At 62.9% G+C, this 15,677-nt stretch carries 10 protein-coding genes; 1 reads left to right on the top strand and 9 read right to left on the bottom strand.

Going from position 1 to position 15,677, the window contains the following annotated elements; genetic code table 11:
* Nucleotides 1-107: 107 nt before the first annotated feature.
* From KUV86_RS03065 to ptsP, 4 genes are all read right to left on the bottom strand, one after another.
* On the bottom strand, nt 108-674 hold the full coding sequence (locus KUV86_RS03065; RefSeq protein WP_206939784.1) for an antibiotic biosynthesis monooxygenase: 567 nt from the start codon (nt 672-674) through the stop codon (nt 108-110).
* Between the two features lie 356 nt (nt 675-1,030).
* Nucleotides 1,031-2,788: a PTS fructose-like transporter subunit IIB gene (locus KUV86_RS03060; RefSeq protein ID WP_222483524.1), complete on the bottom strand. Its 1,758-nt coding sequence runs from the start codon at nt 2,786-2,788 to the stop codon at nt 1,031-1,033.
* Entirely contained in the window at nt 2,785-3,786 is a 1,002-nt protein-coding gene (locus KUV86_RS03055) for a 1-phosphofructokinase family hexose kinase (protein ID WP_222483523.1), read from the bottom strand. Before KUV86_RS03055 ends, KUV86_RS03060 begins: the two co-directional genes overlap by 4 nt.
* On the bottom strand, nt 3,783-6,674 hold the full coding sequence (gene ptsP / locus KUV86_RS03050) for a phosphoenolpyruvate--protein phosphotransferase (RefSeq protein ID WP_222483522.1): 2,892 nt from the start codon (nt 6,672-6,674) through the stop codon (nt 3,783-3,785). Before ptsP ends, KUV86_RS03055 begins: the two co-directional genes overlap by 4 nt.
* Nucleotides 6,675-7,055: 381 nt before the next feature.
* On the opposite strand from ptsP, the gene cra reads away from it, so the two are divergent.
* On the top strand, nt 7,056-8,060 hold the full coding sequence (gene cra / locus KUV86_RS03045; RefSeq protein WP_206939788.1) for a catabolite repressor/activator: 1,005 nt from the start codon (nt 7,056-7,058) through the stop codon (nt 8,058-8,060).
* Between the two features lie 128 nt (nt 8,061-8,188).
* On the opposite strand, the gene KUV86_RS03040 is transcribed toward cra, so the two are convergent.
* From KUV86_RS03040 to KUV86_RS03020, 5 genes are all read right to left on the bottom strand, one after another.
* On the bottom strand, nt 8,189-10,369 hold the full coding sequence (locus KUV86_RS03040; RefSeq protein ID WP_222483521.1) for an ATP-binding protein: 2,181 nt from the start codon (nt 10,367-10,369) through the stop codon (nt 8,189-8,191).
* A 251-nt stretch (nt 10,370-10,620) separates the two neighbouring features.
* Nucleotides 10,621-11,136 carry a molybdopterin-dependent oxidoreductase gene (locus tag KUV86_RS03035; RefSeq protein ID WP_222483520.1) on the bottom strand — a complete coding sequence of 172 codons (516 nt, stop codon included), beginning with the start codon at nt 11,134-11,136 and terminating at the stop codon, nt 10,621-10,623.
* 206 nt (nt 11,137-11,342) lie between these two features.
* Nucleotides 11,343-12,161: a DUF2189 domain-containing protein gene (locus KUV86_RS03030; protein ID WP_206940798.1), complete on the bottom strand. Its 819-nt coding sequence runs from the start codon at nt 12,159-12,161 to the stop codon at nt 11,343-11,345.
* A gap of 347 nt (nt 12,162-12,508) precedes the next feature.
* Nucleotides 12,509-12,937, bottom strand: a complete 429-nt coding sequence (locus tag KUV86_RS03025) for a universal stress protein (protein ID WP_206939805.1) — start codon at nt 12,935-12,937, stop codon at nt 12,509-12,511.
* Between the two features lie 11 nt (nt 12,938-12,948).
* Nucleotides 12,949-15,543, bottom strand: coding sequence for a TRAP transporter permease (locus tag KUV86_RS03020; protein WP_206939806.1), 2,595 nt, complete (start codon nt 15,541-15,543; stop codon nt 12,949-12,951).
* Between the last annotated feature and the right edge of the window lie 134 nt (nt 15,544-15,677).

The following is a 15,677-nucleotide window of genomic DNA, read 5'->3' as shown; positions in this document are numbered from 1 at the left end:
GTCCTCGGCTCCTGCACACAGGGGCGCACGGCGTGTCGCACCGCGCTCCCTTGAGTGTAGGTGCCGCCAGGGTCACGACTCAATGCTCTGGTGTGAACTCGGCTGGCTCAGCTTCGGCGTAGCTTGAACCGCGGCAGGCGCCGCGTGGGGGCCTGCAGCCAAGGCGCCAACAGGCGCGTGGATAGGGGGATGAAGAGGAACACCATGACCGGCGTCAGCATCAATGTGCTGGCCAGCACACGAGGCACCATCGGCAGTGTCGCCAGCGCATCCCCCAACCCCCACTGGAACATCAGCGACACGGGAAAAAACGCCAGCCAGATGGCGATGGCCTGCTTCCAGCGCGGGGGGACTCTCGGTCCAGGCGACGAAAACCAGCTGTCCAGTCCCACCGCGCGGCGTTCTAGCGGAGCATCAAACAGCCCGGCACCACGCTCAAGCCAAGCGCGGCGAGAGGCCGAATGCTCCCAGCGGGCCAGGGTGTCGGAGTCCTGAAAGCGAAAGATGATCTGGTACTCGTCGTCCCCGGGAGGCGGTGCCAGGATGCCGGAACCAAGGTAACCGGGAAAATCCGCGGCAAGTTCACGGCCTTCGTCGAGCCAGACGGTAAAGTCGTGGTAGCGGCCTCGTGCGACGCGGCGTGCCACCATCAATGTGACAGGTTTGCTTGACATGGGATCTCCTCATCAACCGGAGTCGCCGCGCGATCAGCGCCGAACGCCTCCAGATACCCAGGGTAGGGGTTACTACGGGCCCGGTAAGGCCCACGCCGCGGCGGCTAGGGTAGTCAGCGGCAGCGGCAACGTCGGTACATGCTTTATCAAGCAAAATCCAAGCCATTATGACACAGCGCCGGTGGGCGTCATCTTTCTCTTGGCACCTTCGTCAAATGACAGTTTATCTTCTCGAAAAAAATCACTTTTACAGAAAAAAGGCCCGACCCACCAAGGGGCCGAGCCTGACCATCGCACCGACAGGACCCTTCGGGTCACATCAATGCACCACACCTGTGCAGCGTGTCACCTTTCCATCAGCTGCTTTCGCCGACGGGCATGGCAGACACCTCACTGCGTTTGATCGCCGCATAACCAAGGCCTGTCACCAGCGATCCGGCGACGATGGCCAGCAGGTACCACAACACCGGCGTGATGGCGTTAGGGATCAGCAGCACGAAGACGCCGCCATGAGGTGCCATCAACTTGGCCCCCACCAGCATGGAGATGGCCCCGGTGATGGCTCCACCCAGCATGCTGACCGGAATCACTCGCAGCGGATCCTTGGCCGCAAAGGGAATGGCGCCTTCACTGATAAAGCACATGCCCAGCACAAAGGATGCCTTGCCCGCTTCACGCTCCGCATCTGCGAACTTTCGCCCGGCCACAAAAGTGGCAATCCCCATGCCAATCGCAGGCACCATGCCAGCCGCCATGATGGCCGCCATGGGGGCATAGGTTTCCGAGGCCAGTAGACCCACGCCGAAGGTATACGCCGCCTTGTTGACCGGTCCGCCAAGGTCAAAGCACATCATCGCGCCGAGCAGAATTCCCAGCAGCACCGCGTTGGTGGATCCCATGCTTTCCAAAAACGAGGTCAGGGCTGTCAGCAGCTGTGCCACCGGCTCGCCGACCACGTAGATCATCACCAGCCCCGTTACCAGGCTCGCGACCAGCGGGATAATCAGGATCGGCTTGAGCGACTCGACGCTGGAGGGCAGCCTGACGTAGCGCGTCACCGCCTTGGCCACGTAGCCGGCCAGAAAGCCGGCAAGGATGCCGCCAATAAACCCCGCGCCAATGTTCGAGGCCAACATGCCGCCAATCATGCCGGGTGCAATGCCGGGTCGATCGGCGATGGAATAGGCGATGTAGCCGGCCAGCACCGGCACCATCAGGGCAAAGGCGGTGCCACCACCTATCTCCATCAGCGCAGCCGGTAGTGTGCCCTCTTCCTTGAACGCTTCGATCCCGAAGACAAAGGACAATGCAATCAGCAGACCGCCAGCCACCACCATGGGCAGCATGAAGGACACACCGGTCAACAGGTGCTTGTAGACCCCCTTTTCCTTGAAACTCTTGGCGGACTCGGCCTTGGCCTGCTCGCCACCACTTTCAAGGCTCGCCTCCTGCAAGGCAGCCTCGATCGTCTGACGAGACTTCTTCAGGGCGTTGCCGGTGGAGGTGCGATAGATCCGCTTGCCAGCAAAACGACTGGGGTCCACTTCGATATCACAGGCCAGAATGACCACATCGGCGCTGGCGATTTCCTCGGACGTCAGCTGGTCCTGAGCACCCACCGACCCTTGAGTCTCGACGCGAATCTGGTGACCCGAGGCACGCCCGGCCTCCGCCAGTGCCTCAGCCGCCATGAAGGTGTGCGCCACCCCGGTGGGACAAGCGGTCACCGCCACAATACGCGCACTGCTTCCCGGCTCCGCGACAGCGCCCGCTGACTGCCCCTCGGCGCCGTCATTGAGCGGTGTAAAAACCTGCGCATCACGCGCCGCCTTGTCGAGAAAGGCATCAGGATCGCCCAGCGCGTCGGCCAGCTGGCCGCGATACAGCCGCTTGCCGCTGAAACGATGCGCCCCTGCCAGCGGCTCGCCGACGGCGATGACCAGTTCAGCCGCGGCCAGAGTGTCATTGGACAGCGCCTCGACCTTGGCCAGGTTCGAATGCATCTCGACGGATACCTGCCAGCCCTTGGCCTTGGCTGCAGGCTCCAGGCGCTGAGCCGCCAGATAGCTCGTGACGCTGCCACTCGGGCAGTTCGTCAGCACAATCACATTCATGCCATTACTCCCCGGGCTTCGACGTCATTGCGGCGTCGCACCCTGGTGTCGGAAAGAAGATCGGAAAAGTCGCCGGCATCGCTACATCCGACACCGGTATGGCGCACCGCTTCGGCGGACAGCGCCGTGGCGAATCTCAACGCCTGCTCGGCAGACCACTCGCACAGCACCCCATGGAGCAGTCCGGCGAACAGGGTGTCTCCGGCACATACGGTGTTGCTGACCTTGACGGCAGGGGGAAGCGACTGCCACAGCCCCTGCTGACCCAACCAGGTCACTCCAGAAGCCCCGGCCGAGACCACCACATCGCCGACGCCGGCAGCGAACAACTCCAAGGTCGCCTGGTGGATGGCGTCATCACCGGGCAGCGCACGCCCGGCCCAATCAGCCAGCTCTTCCACATTCGGCTTGACCGCATCGGCGCCGGCCTTGACCGCGACTCGCAGAGCTTCACCGCTGGTATCTGCCCACACCGGGATCCCGGCGGCCTTGACCCGAGAGATCAACTCACCCAGGGCCTGGGGGGCAATTCCCGGAGGCAGACTCCCTCCAATCATGACTGCCGCAGGCCGCAGCTGAGGCTGGCTCAGGCGCTGATCCAGGGTGTCGAGCAAGCGTTGCCAGTGCTCTTCCTCGAGCGCCAGCCCCGGCGCATTGATGTCACTGACGCGACCATCCTGCTCGGTCAGCTTGGTATTGATACGGGTAGCCCCTGGCAGCCGCACGAAGGCGTCTTCGACCCCCATGTCGGCAAAGGCGTCGACAAAGGCGGCGTCGTTGTCCTTGCCAAGGAAGCCGGTCACACACACCGGATGGCCCAGCGCGGCCAGCACTCGCGCCATGTTGACGCCCTTGCCCGCCGCTGTCAGTTCCACCGATTCAGCGCGATGCAGGGCGCCCGGCACCAGCTGCGCCAGCCCTACCGATAGATCCAGCGCGGGATTGGCCGAGATCGTCAGCACCGGGGCCTTGTGGGCCTCGTCCTGGTTCCGGCTCATTGCTGGGCCTCCAGCGCGCGGCGCACGTCACTGGCGGTGGGCTGTGCCAGAGACAGGGCGGCGAGCTCGCGCGCCTTGTCCATCGTCACACTCGCCAGTCTGGCCTTGACCATGGGTACCTGGCGCGCGCTGACCGACAGCTCGTCAATGCCCAGGCCTGCGAGCACCGGGATCGCCTGGCGGTCACTGGCCAGCTCGCCGCATACACCGACCCACTTGCCATGGTCATGAGCGGCTTGCACGGTCATTCGAATCAGCCTCAATACCGACGGGTGCAGGCCATCGGAGTCAGCAGACAGCTCCGGGTGGCCCCGGTCGATCGCCAGGGTGTACTGGGTCAGGTCATTGGTCCCGATCGAAAAGAAATCGACCTCTGGGGCCAGGCTCGGCGCCAGCAAGGCGCATGAGGGAACCTCGATCATGACGCCCAGCTGGAGCGATTCCCCGTCATGACTCACCCCCAGCGTCTCCAGCACCTCATCAAAGATGGCGCGGGCAGCGCGAAACTCCGCCACATCCTTGACCATCGGCAGCATGATGCGCAGCGGACGGCCTGCGGCGGCCTTGATCAACGCGGTAAATTGATCGCGCAAGACCTGGGGACGCTTGAGGGCCAGACGAATGCCGCGAAGTCCCAGGAAGGGATTATCTTCCTGGGGCAGCGGCCAATAGGACAGGGGTTTGTCACCGCCCACGTCCAGCGTGCGCGCGACCAGCGGACGACCGTCCAGGGCGTCCATCGCTTCACGATACTCGCGCTCCTGGGTGGCCACATCGGGCAGCGAGGCGTGGGCCATGAACAGAAACTCGGTACGCAGCAGCCCGACGCCTTCCGCGCCGCGGGAGACGGCGTCATGTGCGTGGGCGGTATTACCCAGATTGGCCATCACCTCGATACGCTGGCCATCGCCTGTGCGCGCCTCACTGAAACGGGCCTCCCACGCCTTTTCCTTGAGCGCCTCGAGCTCTTCCATGCGCGACGCGAAGCGCTCGCGGCGCTCGGCCGTCGGGGCCGCCACGACCCAGCCCTCGTCGCCATCCAACAGCATGTCGGTGCCGCTGGTCAGCTGCAGCACGCCAGCGCCAGCCCCCACCACCGCGGGTATCCCCAGCGCTCTTGCCAGGATGGCGCTATGCGCCGTCGCACCACCACGTGCCGTGACGATGCCCCTCACCCGCTGGGTGTCCAGGCGAGCCACATCTGACGGGCCGATATCATCGGTGACGAGCAGGTAAGGCTCATCCGGCGGCTGAGGTAGTTCGATCTGACACAGAATGCCCAGCACGCGCCGCCCAACATCGCGCAGATCCGCGGCACGTTCGGCCAGCAACCGATCCGCCAGCTGCTCCTGGGCCCGCGCGGCCACGTCGATCGCTTGCCACCAGGCCGCCTCAGCGGACAACCCTTCATCGATCCCCTCGCGCGAGGCCTCGGCCAGTTCGGGATCATCCAGCATTTCCTGGTGCATCGAGAGGATTGCCGCGACCTCGCCGCCTGCGGTACTGCGAATCAATGCCTCGAGCTGATCGGCACCCTGCTGAATGGCATCGGCCAGACGGGCCTTTTCCGCGGCAGGGTCGGCGGCATGCTCGGGATAGTCGAAGCGCGGTGTCTTCAGCACGTACAGCGGCGCCACCGCCAGCCCCGGAGAGGCGGCAACCGCGGTAACAGGTTCATCCTCCTGGGGCACTGTCGGGACTTCACTGTCCAGCGTGTCTGCCGCCGTCGCCGCGGGTGTCGCTGTCGCGGTGGCAGTCAGCGGTGTAACGTGCTCGCCAAGGCCGTCCGTGATGGCCTCGGCCAGCTGCTCCAGGGCCATTTCAGCGCCATCGCCTCGCGCTGACAGCACGAGTTCCTGGCCGCGACGCGCACCCAGGCCAATCACCTTGGTCAAGGACGCCGCCGAGACCGGCTGGCCACCTCCGTCGGCCAGGCGTATTTGCACTGCCACCCCCGCTTCACGGGCCTTCTGCACCAGCACCTTGGCGGGGCGCGCATGCAGCCCATGAGCGTTGAGCAGCTGCACCCGCCGGCTAGCCACGCCACCGCCTTCGCCAGCCAGCAGGCTCAGCCAGGCATCGGCATCACCCTCGTCCAGCTCAGGTGCCGGGGTCGACGCCAGGGCGTCGACCAAGGACAGGACCGCGTCTGCCAGTGGCCGACCCGCCTCCCCCTGGGCCGCAAGGCACAGCACGGCCTTGATCCGGCCACCCTGATGCTCGATGGCCGCGGCAGGGGTAACCACAGCCATGCCTGGCTCCGCCACCCCGGTGTCGCTGGCATACAGCCACAGACCATGGCCGAGGGCAGCAGGCGCTTGCTCAAGCACGTCCCCGACAAAGCGGCCATCGACCAGGCCGAGATGCCTGAGTCGCTGCGCGCCCGCCAACAGCAGGTCAAACATGTCCTGCCCGGCCTGGTTGAGCACCAACGTCTTTGCGTCGAGCCGGGCGCTCACCACCTTGCGTCCAAGCAGTGCCACCACCTCAGCGGCGGTGGTCGCCGCCGCCAGCTGCTGCGACACTCCCTCTTGGTCCAGCACATGGGTCAGGCTACGCAGAATATCGAGGTGCTCGTCGCTCTGGGCAGCGATCGTCACCAGCACGTGCACCCGCTGGCCATCGTGCCACTCGACCCCCTCGGGAAACTGCAATACCTGTACCCCTGTCTGCCGCACAGCCTCGCGACTGGCGGGAGTTCCATGGGGAATCGCAATCCCGTTGCCTAACCAGGTAGACGACTGGGCTTCCCTGTCGTGCAGTCCCTGGCGATAGCCATCTTCTACCAGATCGGCCGCCTTCAGCGCGTCGAAGGCGGTATCCAGGGCGTGGCGCCAGCTCTCGGCACGACAGTCCAGCAAGACGTCGTCGGCATTCAGCGTCAGCATCTGAAGTTCTCCTGGGCGAGGCACCTGCGGGCCCCACCGGTAATGAACAGTCACTAGGGTGATACGAGACAGGCGGGATCGCCGGGACCATGGCGTTGCTGGGCCAGCGAGCCTTGCCCCTGCTCGACCAGGTCTGGCGTTTGATCTGCCACAAAGCTGAATCGTGTCACCTCACCATGGCACAATGCTGGTACGATTCAGCGCATAAGGCAAGTCGCGTTTGTTAAGACTTTGGCAGGGGGCACCGCGACCGCCAACAGGTAGACTATCCCTGCGCGCATCTCGCGCAGGTACGTGACAGCGCAGGCATGAACCGGCGCCGCCGTCTTCCCGGCAACACCTACGCCGATACCGTGGCATCCACAAGAGGGAGTAAACCGCATGACCCTGGCCGAAATCGCTCGCTTGGCAGGCGTCTCTCGCACCACCGCCAGCTACATCGTGAATGGCAAGGCCAAGGAGCGTCGCATTCGTCAGGACACGGTGGATCGCGTCATGGCCGTGGTCCGCGAGCATGGCTATCGTGTTGACGCCCAGGCCGCCGCCTTGCGCAGAGGGACCAGCCGCATTCTTGGCTTGATCATTCCTGACCTGGAGAACTCCAGCTATGCCAGGCTCGCCAAGCATCTGGAACGAGGTGCCAGGGCCGCGGGCTACCAGCTGCTGATTGTGGGCTCCGACGACCAGCCGGACAGTGAGAAGGACCTGGCCCTGGCGCTTCGGGCTCAGCGCTGCGAGGCACTTATCGTCGCAAGCTGTCTGGAGCAGCCGGAAATCTTCTACGCCGACATGATGGCAGAGGGCCTGCCCGTCATCGCCATTGACCGAGGACTGTCGGCTGACCAGTTCGCCAGCGTCGTCAGTGATGACGCCAATGCAGCGGAACAGCTGACGCGGTCGTTGATGACGTCCTCGGTAAAACGCATTCTGTGGTTGGACGCGGTGCCCCACCTGTCGATCACCGCCGAGCGTCGCGCCGGCTTCCACCGCGGCATCGAAGGGCGCGAGCTGGAGTGCACGCTGGCCAGCGGCCACCAGTATGCCCGGGAGGAAGGCGCCAGAATGCTTGGCGAGTACATGGATGCCAACGGACTGCCGGATGCGCTGGTTACCGCCTCATACATTCTGCTGGAGGGTGCGCTGGACGAGTTGATCGCCCGCGGAGGGCTTCCCTCTCGCCTGGCCATGGCCAGCTTCGGTGACAACCGGCTGCTGGACTTTTTGCCGCTGGCGGTCAACTCCGCCGTCCAGGATCACCAGACCATCGCCCACAAGGCCCTGGATCTGGCGTTGGAAGCGGTCAATGGACGCTATAATCCCCAGCGCACCGTCGTACCGCGCCATCCGCGCTGGCGGCGGCCGTTGCCCACCAGTTACCGCTCTTGACAGCGTCCAGGTCATTGCGCGATACGCGGATCACTCCTCAAGGATGACTTGCCCTTGGGGCGTAACGCCACTGTCGCTCGCGCCCTAGCCAATGCCATGTCAGAGCCAGGGCCATGCCGGAGCCAATGTCATGCCAACGGGAAGCGGTACTGGCTCTGAGCGTAGGCCTCCAGGGTTCGCTCCAGCAGATCGGGCAAGCTGTCGATCACACCCCGCGCTTCCGTGGGTCGCCCTTCCCTGACCCAGAATTCCAGGGCTTGGGCGGCTTCCGCCACGGCCTGGGCTCCGACTCCCGCGGCTTCGCCGCGAAGCTGGTGGGCAAGTCGCGCCAAGGGTTCATCTTCGCCCTCGCGATAGGCCCGCTCGATATCCGGCAGCCGGGCTCGCGCCTGACGCCCGAACAGCTTGACCAAGGCGTTTCTGCGCTCGCCGCCCAGGCCCTCGTCCAACGCATCCAGTGTCTTGACGTTGATCAGCGAGGTCGCCGCGCTCGCTCCCTCGACAGCATGCCCCTCTCCTTGCAGATAGCGCTTGAGAACGCTGAGCAAGGTGCCCATCAGCAGCGGCTTGTTAAGGTAGTCATTCATACCGGCAGCCAGGCAGTCTGCCTCATCATGGCTGGCTCCACCTGCGGTCATGGCCACGACCGGTACGTCCCGCCGCCAGTCGGCAAAGCTACGCAAGCGCCGCGTCACTTCTCGACCATCAAGGTCCGGCATCTGAATATCCATCAGAATCAGATCGAAGCGACGCTCGCCGCACAGTGCCAGCGCTTCCTTGCCACTGGCCGCCAGGGTCGCGGCGCAACCCAGGCGTTCGAGCATCGCCATGGCCACCTCCTGGTTGACCAGGTTATCTTCGACCACCAGCAGATCCGCTTCGGCCAGCTGCTTCGGGGCCACCCGCGGGCGCCCGGTGGGGGCCGCCGGCATGGCACGCTCGTCCTGCTCACAGGCCACCAGAGGTAAGCTGAACCAGAATCGGCTGCCCTTGCCCCAGCGACTATCGACGCCGATCTCTCCGCCCATCGACTCCACCAGCCGTTTGGAGATGGCAAGCCCCAGCCCTGTCCCCCCGTAACGCCGTGCCACCGACGCGTCACCTTGCCTGAACGGCTCGAACAGCTGGGGCAGCAGCGAGGCATCCACACCCTGACCGGTATCGACCACATCAAACTGGATCCGCTCATCGTCCAGCCGCGTCACGGAAAGACGCACCATGCCGCGTTCGGTAAACTTGATCGCATTGGCCAGCAGATTCAGCACCACTTGACGCAGCCGCCCGGGATCGCCTTCAATCCACGGCGGCAAGGTGTCATCCATGTGGCTCAGTAATTTCAGCCGTTTGGTCAGGGCCTTGGGACGGAAAAGATCGAGGGTTTCTTCCACCAGCCGGTCCAGCTGCACCGGCTGCACGTCCACTTCCATGCGGCCGGCTTCGATCTTGGAAAAGTCCAGAATGTCATCGATCATGCCCATCAACTGACGGGCACTGGAATGGATCGTGCGAGAGTAGTGATCGGCGCGTTCAGGCAGATCAAGGTCGCTTAACAGCTCACTCATGCCGATGACGCCGTTGAGCGGGGTGCGTATCTCATGACTGACGGTGGCCAGAAAATCCGACTTGGCCTGGCTGGCAGACTGGGCCCGCCGTGCACTGATCTCCAGCTCACCGCTCAAGGTCTCCAAGGCCTTGCGAGACGCCTCGTTGTCCCGCGCTTCCTTGAGCAGCACAGTAAGCATGACGCCCCCTGCCAGGGTCATGCCCAGAATCATCACCAGCAACAGCACATACAACCACTGGAGCCGCTGACGCTCCCCGGTATTGACCTCGGCCAGGTAGCCGTTGACGGCCATGATCAAGCGCTCGGTCTCCGTACTCAGGCGGACCAGTCGCTGATCGAGGAGGGCCACGGTATCGCTGTCCAGTGCTGACAGCACACTCACTTCTGCGTCCAGGTCTTTCATCAGGTCAGTGATCAAGGACAACTGACGGCGTGCCGCTGGCGCTTGCTCCAACAACTCACTGATATCGCTATGCTGAAACAGGTTTAAACGGCTGTAGAGCAGATCAAACTCCAGCCTGAAATCGGCGACCCCATGCGCTCCATGTTCGCCAAACAGCAGAAGGTTGCGAAGCTGTACGGTGTCCCGGTCCAGCCTGTAACTGTGCCAGGTCACGTCTTCCATCACCCGGTGGGCCAGATTGTCCTGGCGCCACGCAACCAGCCCGATCACCACCATGGCGGCGGCAAAAAAGGCCAGCGCGGCCACGGCGCTGAAGACAAGCCGAAGCGGATAACGCCTCATGCAACGCGGACGCCCAAGACGCCCTCCTCCCGCCACGGGCGCACACGCCTACGCCGCAGCGAATGACGACACGAGCCGACGATGCCTCTGCTGGCTGCTGCTCTGACTGCGGTTACCTCAACGACGTGCACGCGCGGCACTGCCTCCTTGCAGGTCTGCAAACCACCTCCCACCACACTTTGCACCACCGACTCCTCATTGCCTGGCGTTCGACGTACCCGCCCGAGGCTTGTCACCACAGCGCATGGGCCTTAAGGCACCTCGATCGCATCCACTTGCCACACCGAGCGAAATTGGATGGTTTCGTTGTGCAACTCAGGGTGGTCATCGAAGGGATAGAGCACAAACAACGGGCCAAAATTTCGCACCGACATGACGTTATCGTCCTGGGACATCGCCAGTATCACGTCGTAGCGCTGGGCATCGGACACCGGAATATCCGCCACAAACCCGTTCAAGGCATGCACCCGAATGTGCCCAGCCCTGACGCCCGCCAATTCGAGGACACTGCGCAGAAGCGGGCCCTTGAAACGACTCGCCTGACGGTGCCAGGGGGTATCGGTCGTAAGCTCCCGCCCTTCAAGTTGCTCGAGCATCTGACGATCCAGCCACAGCTGATTTCCCACATTGGCATTATCGATGTCGCCTGACATCTTCAGCAGTACTGGCCCCTCTGGAGCAGGCAAGGAGTGGGCGTGCCCCACTCCCGCTACCAGCAACATTCCCAACAGCACGACCACTTGGCGAAAACACCCTTGCACCCGCATGACCACTCCTGACACGTTACGCAGGTGTAGAGTACGTCATCGCGTACAAAAGGTCAGTCCAGCAAGCGGCCCCCGCCTTTGCTGATTCAAGAAAACTGGGCCCTGAACAGGAAACAAGCCCCTTCGCCGCTGCGAATCACTCTCAGCCGCCAGACCCAGGCGCCAGATGCGGGCGCTGATCCCTGCGCCGGCGCCTGCCGTCAGGCTCAGGCGTCGGACTCGTCCACCATCTCGCACACCACGAGATCCTCGTAGGCGTGCCAGCTGGCGTGCCCCAGCACCGGCAAGATCAAGGCCAGCCCGATATAGAAGGTCGCCATCCCGATCAACACACAGCCGGTCAGGATAGCCGCCCACAGCAGCATCGGGCGGAAGTTTCTGGCCACCGAACGGATGCTGGCCTCAATCCCTTCCATAAACGTCAGGTCCTGATCCATCAGCGTCGGAATCGCAACCACACTGATCGAGAAGGCGCCAAAAGCCAGTACACAACCCACCGCCAACCCCACGGCCAGCATGCCGAACCCTTCAGGAGTGGTCAGCAAGGAGGCATAGACGGTTGCCGGATCAGGAGACTGCAGACCGAAGAACAGCGCGAACAGCAAGGTGGCCAGGCGAATCCAGGCGAGGAAGAAGATCATCATCATCACGCCCATCATCGCCAGCTGGCCGCCATGACCGCGCCAGGCGCCAAATGCATCCCCCAACGTCGGTGATCGGCCCTCTTCCAGGGCGCGACTGATCCCGTAGGACCCCACCGCCACAAGCGGGCCGATAAACATGAATCCGGCCACCAGTGGCAACAGCCAGTGCCACAGGCCCATGGTCAACGCGCCCGCCGTGACGGCGATACTGAGCCCTACCCAGAACATGCCGTAAGACAGGCTGACGGCCGTTGCCGCCCTGAAGTCCTCGAAGCCGGAAGCCAGCCATGCTCTTGGCCGTCCCATACCGACATTCTTGATGGAGATCTTGACCCTGGCGCCGCTTGCCAGCTTGTCCCGCCGTGAAGCTGCTGCACTCATCATCTTCACCCCCTCTACCAACGGCTAAGGGCTTGTACTATCTGCCCGTTATGCCACCAGTGATTCCATCGGTTGTTGCACAACCGTCATGGGAGTCTTAGCGCCTGACAAAGGGGTGTTTCGCGCTCCTAGGCGCCGGTCGACTCTCACTTGACTGTAGTTGATGGGCCGGGGCTTCGCCTTGAACCTACGCAAGCTTACGAAAAAGCCACGTGCCTGCGACGGCACTCACTCGCTCGTCTTCGAGGCCGTACCGCGGAGGCCACATCAAGGAAGAGTGCAATAAAAAGCCCCCTCACAAGGAGGGGGCTGCGGATCGCGGTCTATCACCTGGACCTGCCAGCGTCTCAGCGAACGATCATCACCGAGCACTTGCTGTGGTGCACCACATGCTCCGCATTGGGGCCTATCACGTAGTCAGAGAACTTGCGCTTGGTATGCGACGCCATCACGATCAGGTCGGCATCGATCTTCTTGCCGACCTTGATGATGGCCTCCCATGGGGACCCATCGACGATGATGGCCTGAGACTGGACGTCATCAGGCACGTGCTGGTCGATGAACTCCTTCTGAGCCTTCTGCAACGCTTCCCGCGCCTTCTTGGCAAAATCCTTGGGGAAATAGGAGCCTACCAGCGGCATGCGATAGTCCGGCAGGACCGTCACCAGGTGCAGGCTGGCCTCAAAGTTCCGACACAAGGACAGCGCCACCGGCAAGGCGCGCTCCCAGGAGGAGGGCTCGTTGAGATCGACCGGCAACAACAGTTTCTGATACATGTCAGGCCTCCTCAGACCGTAGCCTCGGTGGAATCATGCGAGCGACGACGGCGCTGCGCCAATACCACAAAGGCGAACAGCAGCAGCGCCGGGAACCAGATCAACTCCTTCGGCCAGCGATCCACCGGCGCCTGAATATCGACGATCTCCTGATCGAAGTCGAAGCCGAGATCCGATGCCTGACTGCCGTAGGTCACCATGTCGACCATGGCACGCCCATCGTCGATGTATAGCTCAAGGCCGAGGTTGAGCAGCCGCTCTTCTCCGCTCTCACCTTCGACAACGGGCAGAGTCATGTAGGTGGTCAGAGGATCACCGAAGGCATCTTCGCCCTTGACCTGGATACGCAGGGTACTGTCTTCGTCCACCTTGCCGTAAGTCTCGACAAATTCAGACGGAGCAATACTGCGGTACGGGTCATGGATCATGTCCATCCAGAAGCCCGGGCGGAACAGGCTGAATGCCACCAGCAGCAACAGGATGCTCTCGTACCAGCGGTTTCTTGTCAGCATGTAGCCTTGGGTGGCCGCGGCAAAGATCAACATGGCGATCGTCGCCACCACGAACACCAATACCCCCTGCAGGGGCGCTACATCAATCAACAGCAGATCCGTGTTGAAGATGAACAAGAACGGCAGTGCGGCCGTTCTCAGGCTGTAGTAGAACGCCTGGAACCCGGTACGAATGGGGTCGCCTCCCGAGACCGCCGCGGCAGCGAAGGAAGCCAGCCCCACCGGCGGAGTGACGTCCGCCATGATGCCGAAATAGAACACAAACAGGTGCACGGCGATCAACGGCACCAGCAACCCGTTCTGTTCCCCTAGCTGTACGATCACCGGTGCCAGCAGCGCCGACACTACGATGTAGTTGGCGGTCGTCGGCAGCCCCATCCCCAGAATCAAGCTGAGCACGGCAGTGAAGAACAGGATCAGCATCAGGTTGCCCATGGACAGGATTTCCACCACGTCCGCGAGCACCAGCCCCACCCCGGTCTGAGACACGGCACCGACAATGATGCCGGCCGTCGCCGTGGCAATACCGATACCGATCATGTTACGGGCGCCGGTGACCAGGCCGTTCCACAGGTCCATGCCGCCTTCACGCAGGTCCTTGGCAAAATCGCCGCGGCCACGGAAGGCGTGCATGATCGGACGCTGGGTCAGCATGATGAAGACCATGAAGACCGTGGCCCAGAAAGCCGACAGCCCAGGCGAAAGACGCTCCACCATCAAGCACCAGATCAGGACGATGACCGGCAGCAGATACTGCAGACCCACCATGACCGTCGGGCGCGTCTGCGGCAAGGTGTAGATAGGCTCGTTGGGGTCATCCAGCTCCAGCTCAGGATATCCCGCTGCGAGCTTGAGCAGGGCCACATAGACCACGGCCAGCGCCACCGCAACGACCCAGGGAGTGGCATCGCCCAGTACCGGTTTCAGCCAGCCAAGGCCGTAGTAGACGCCCAGCGCCACCACCATCATCAGCAGCAGACCACCGAGGAACCCGATCACCTTGCGCACCAGTGGCTTCGGCGGGTTGGAGCTTTCCAGGCCCTGCATATTGGCCTTGAGCGCCTCGAGGTGAACGATGTAGATCAAGGCAATATAGGAAATCAGCGCCGGCAGGAAGGCGTGCTTGATCACCTCCACGTAGGAAATACCGACGTATTCCACCATCAGAAAGGCGGCCGCCCCCATGACCGGCGGCATGATCTGGCCGTTGACCGAGGAGGAGACCTCCACCGCGCCCGCCTTCTCGGAGGAAAAGCCCACACGCTTCATCATCGGAATGGTGAACGTGCCGGTAGTCACCGTGTTGGCAATGGAAGAGCCGGAAATCAGCCCCGTCATGCCCGAAGCCACCACGGCAGCCTTGGCCGGCCCGCCCTTGTAGTGGCCCAGCAGAGAAAAGGCGACCTTGATGAAATAGTTACCCGCGCCAGCCTTGTCCAGCAAGGCGCCAAAGAGCACAAACAGGAAGACGAAGCTGGTCGACACCCCCAGGGCGATACCAAACACGCCTTGGGTGGTTAGCCACTGATGATTGACCAAGCCATACAGACTGACACCGCGATGCGCCAGAATGCCGGGCATCCACGGGCCTGCCAGTGAATAAATGATAAAGATCGAGGCAATGATCATTAGTGGCGGCCCGAGCGCGCGCCGAGTCGCCTCCAGCAACAGCACCAGACCGGCCACACCGACGATGACGTCCTGCAGAATCGGTGCACCAGGACGCTGGGCAAGCTGCTCGTAGAACACAAACATGTACGCGCCGGCACAGGCGGCAAGAATGCCCAGCACCCAATCCTGCAAAGGAATACGATCGCGCGGCGAGCGCTTGGTGGCGGGATACGCCATGAATGCCAGGAACAGCGCAAAGGCCAGGTGTATGGAGCGCGCTTCGGTGGCATTGAAGACGCCAATGCCCGCCATGAACGGCAGCGGCGAGGCTATCCATAGCTGAAACAGCGACCACGCTGCGGCAACCCCCACCAGCAGTTTGCCTGGTCCACCCGCCGGATTGCGCGAGCCTGAGTCGCTGGAGGCGACCATGTCCTCAAGATCCACTTCTGCCGCCGTGGATCTTTTGTTGTCCTCAGTCATAAGCGTGCCCTGCCTTGGGAGAGGAATCGTGATGATGGTTGGCCGCGGCCACCATCCCCTGAGGCCCGAATGAACGGGCGCGTTGCAGATGCTGACGAGACAGTGACTGGCTCATCTCGTCGCCGGTCCACAAC

This window comes from Halomonas sp. DP8Y7-3, assembly GCF_019801675.1.
GTDB classification, from domain to species: domain Bacteria; phylum Pseudomonadota; class Gammaproteobacteria; order Pseudomonadales; family Halomonadaceae; genus Halomonas; species Halomonas litopenaei_A.
The sequence above is the reverse complement of the archived record's forward strand: the minus strand, read 5'-3'. Positions and strand labels throughout refer to the sequence as shown.

Excerpts from the sequence above, each read along its gene's own strand:
- KUV86_RS03065 (WP_206939784.1), bottom strand. The coding sequence starts at position 674 with ATGTCAAGCAAACCTGTCACATTGATGGTGGCACGCCGCGTCGCACGA.
- KUV86_RS03060 (WP_222483524.1), bottom strand. The coding sequence starts at position 2,788 with ATGAATGTGATTGTGCTGACGAACTGCCCGAGTGGCAGCGTCACGAGC.
- KUV86_RS03055 (WP_222483523.1), bottom strand. The coding sequence starts at position 3,786 with ATGAGCCGGAACCAGGACGAGGCCCACAAGGCCCCGGTGCTGACGATC.
- ptsP (WP_222483522.1), bottom strand. The coding sequence starts at position 6,674 with ATGCTGACGCTGAATGCCGACGACGTCTTGCTGGACTGTCGTGCCGAG.
- cra (WP_206939788.1), top strand. The coding sequence starts at position 7,056 with ATGACCCTGGCCGAAATCGCTCGCTTGGCAGGCGTCTCTCGCACCACC.
- KUV86_RS03040 (WP_222483521.1), bottom strand. The coding sequence starts at position 10,369 with ATGAGGCGTTATCCGCTTCGGCTTGTCTTCAGCGCCGTGGCCGCGCTG.
- KUV86_RS03035 (WP_222483520.1), bottom strand. The coding sequence starts at position 11,136 with ATGCGGGTGCAAGGGTGTTTTCGCCAAGTGGTCGTGCTGTTGGGAATG.
- KUV86_RS03030 (WP_206940798.1), bottom strand. The coding sequence starts at position 12,161 with ATGAGTGCAGCAGCTTCACGGCGGGACAAGCTGGCAAGCGGCGCCAGG.
- KUV86_RS03025 (WP_206939805.1), bottom strand. The coding sequence starts at position 12,937 with ATGTATCAGAAACTGTTGTTGCCGGTCGATCTCAACGAGCCCTCCTCC.
- KUV86_RS03020 (WP_206939806.1), bottom strand. The coding sequence starts at position 15,543 with ATGACTGAGGACAACAAAAGATCCACGGCGGCAGAAGTGGATCTTGAG.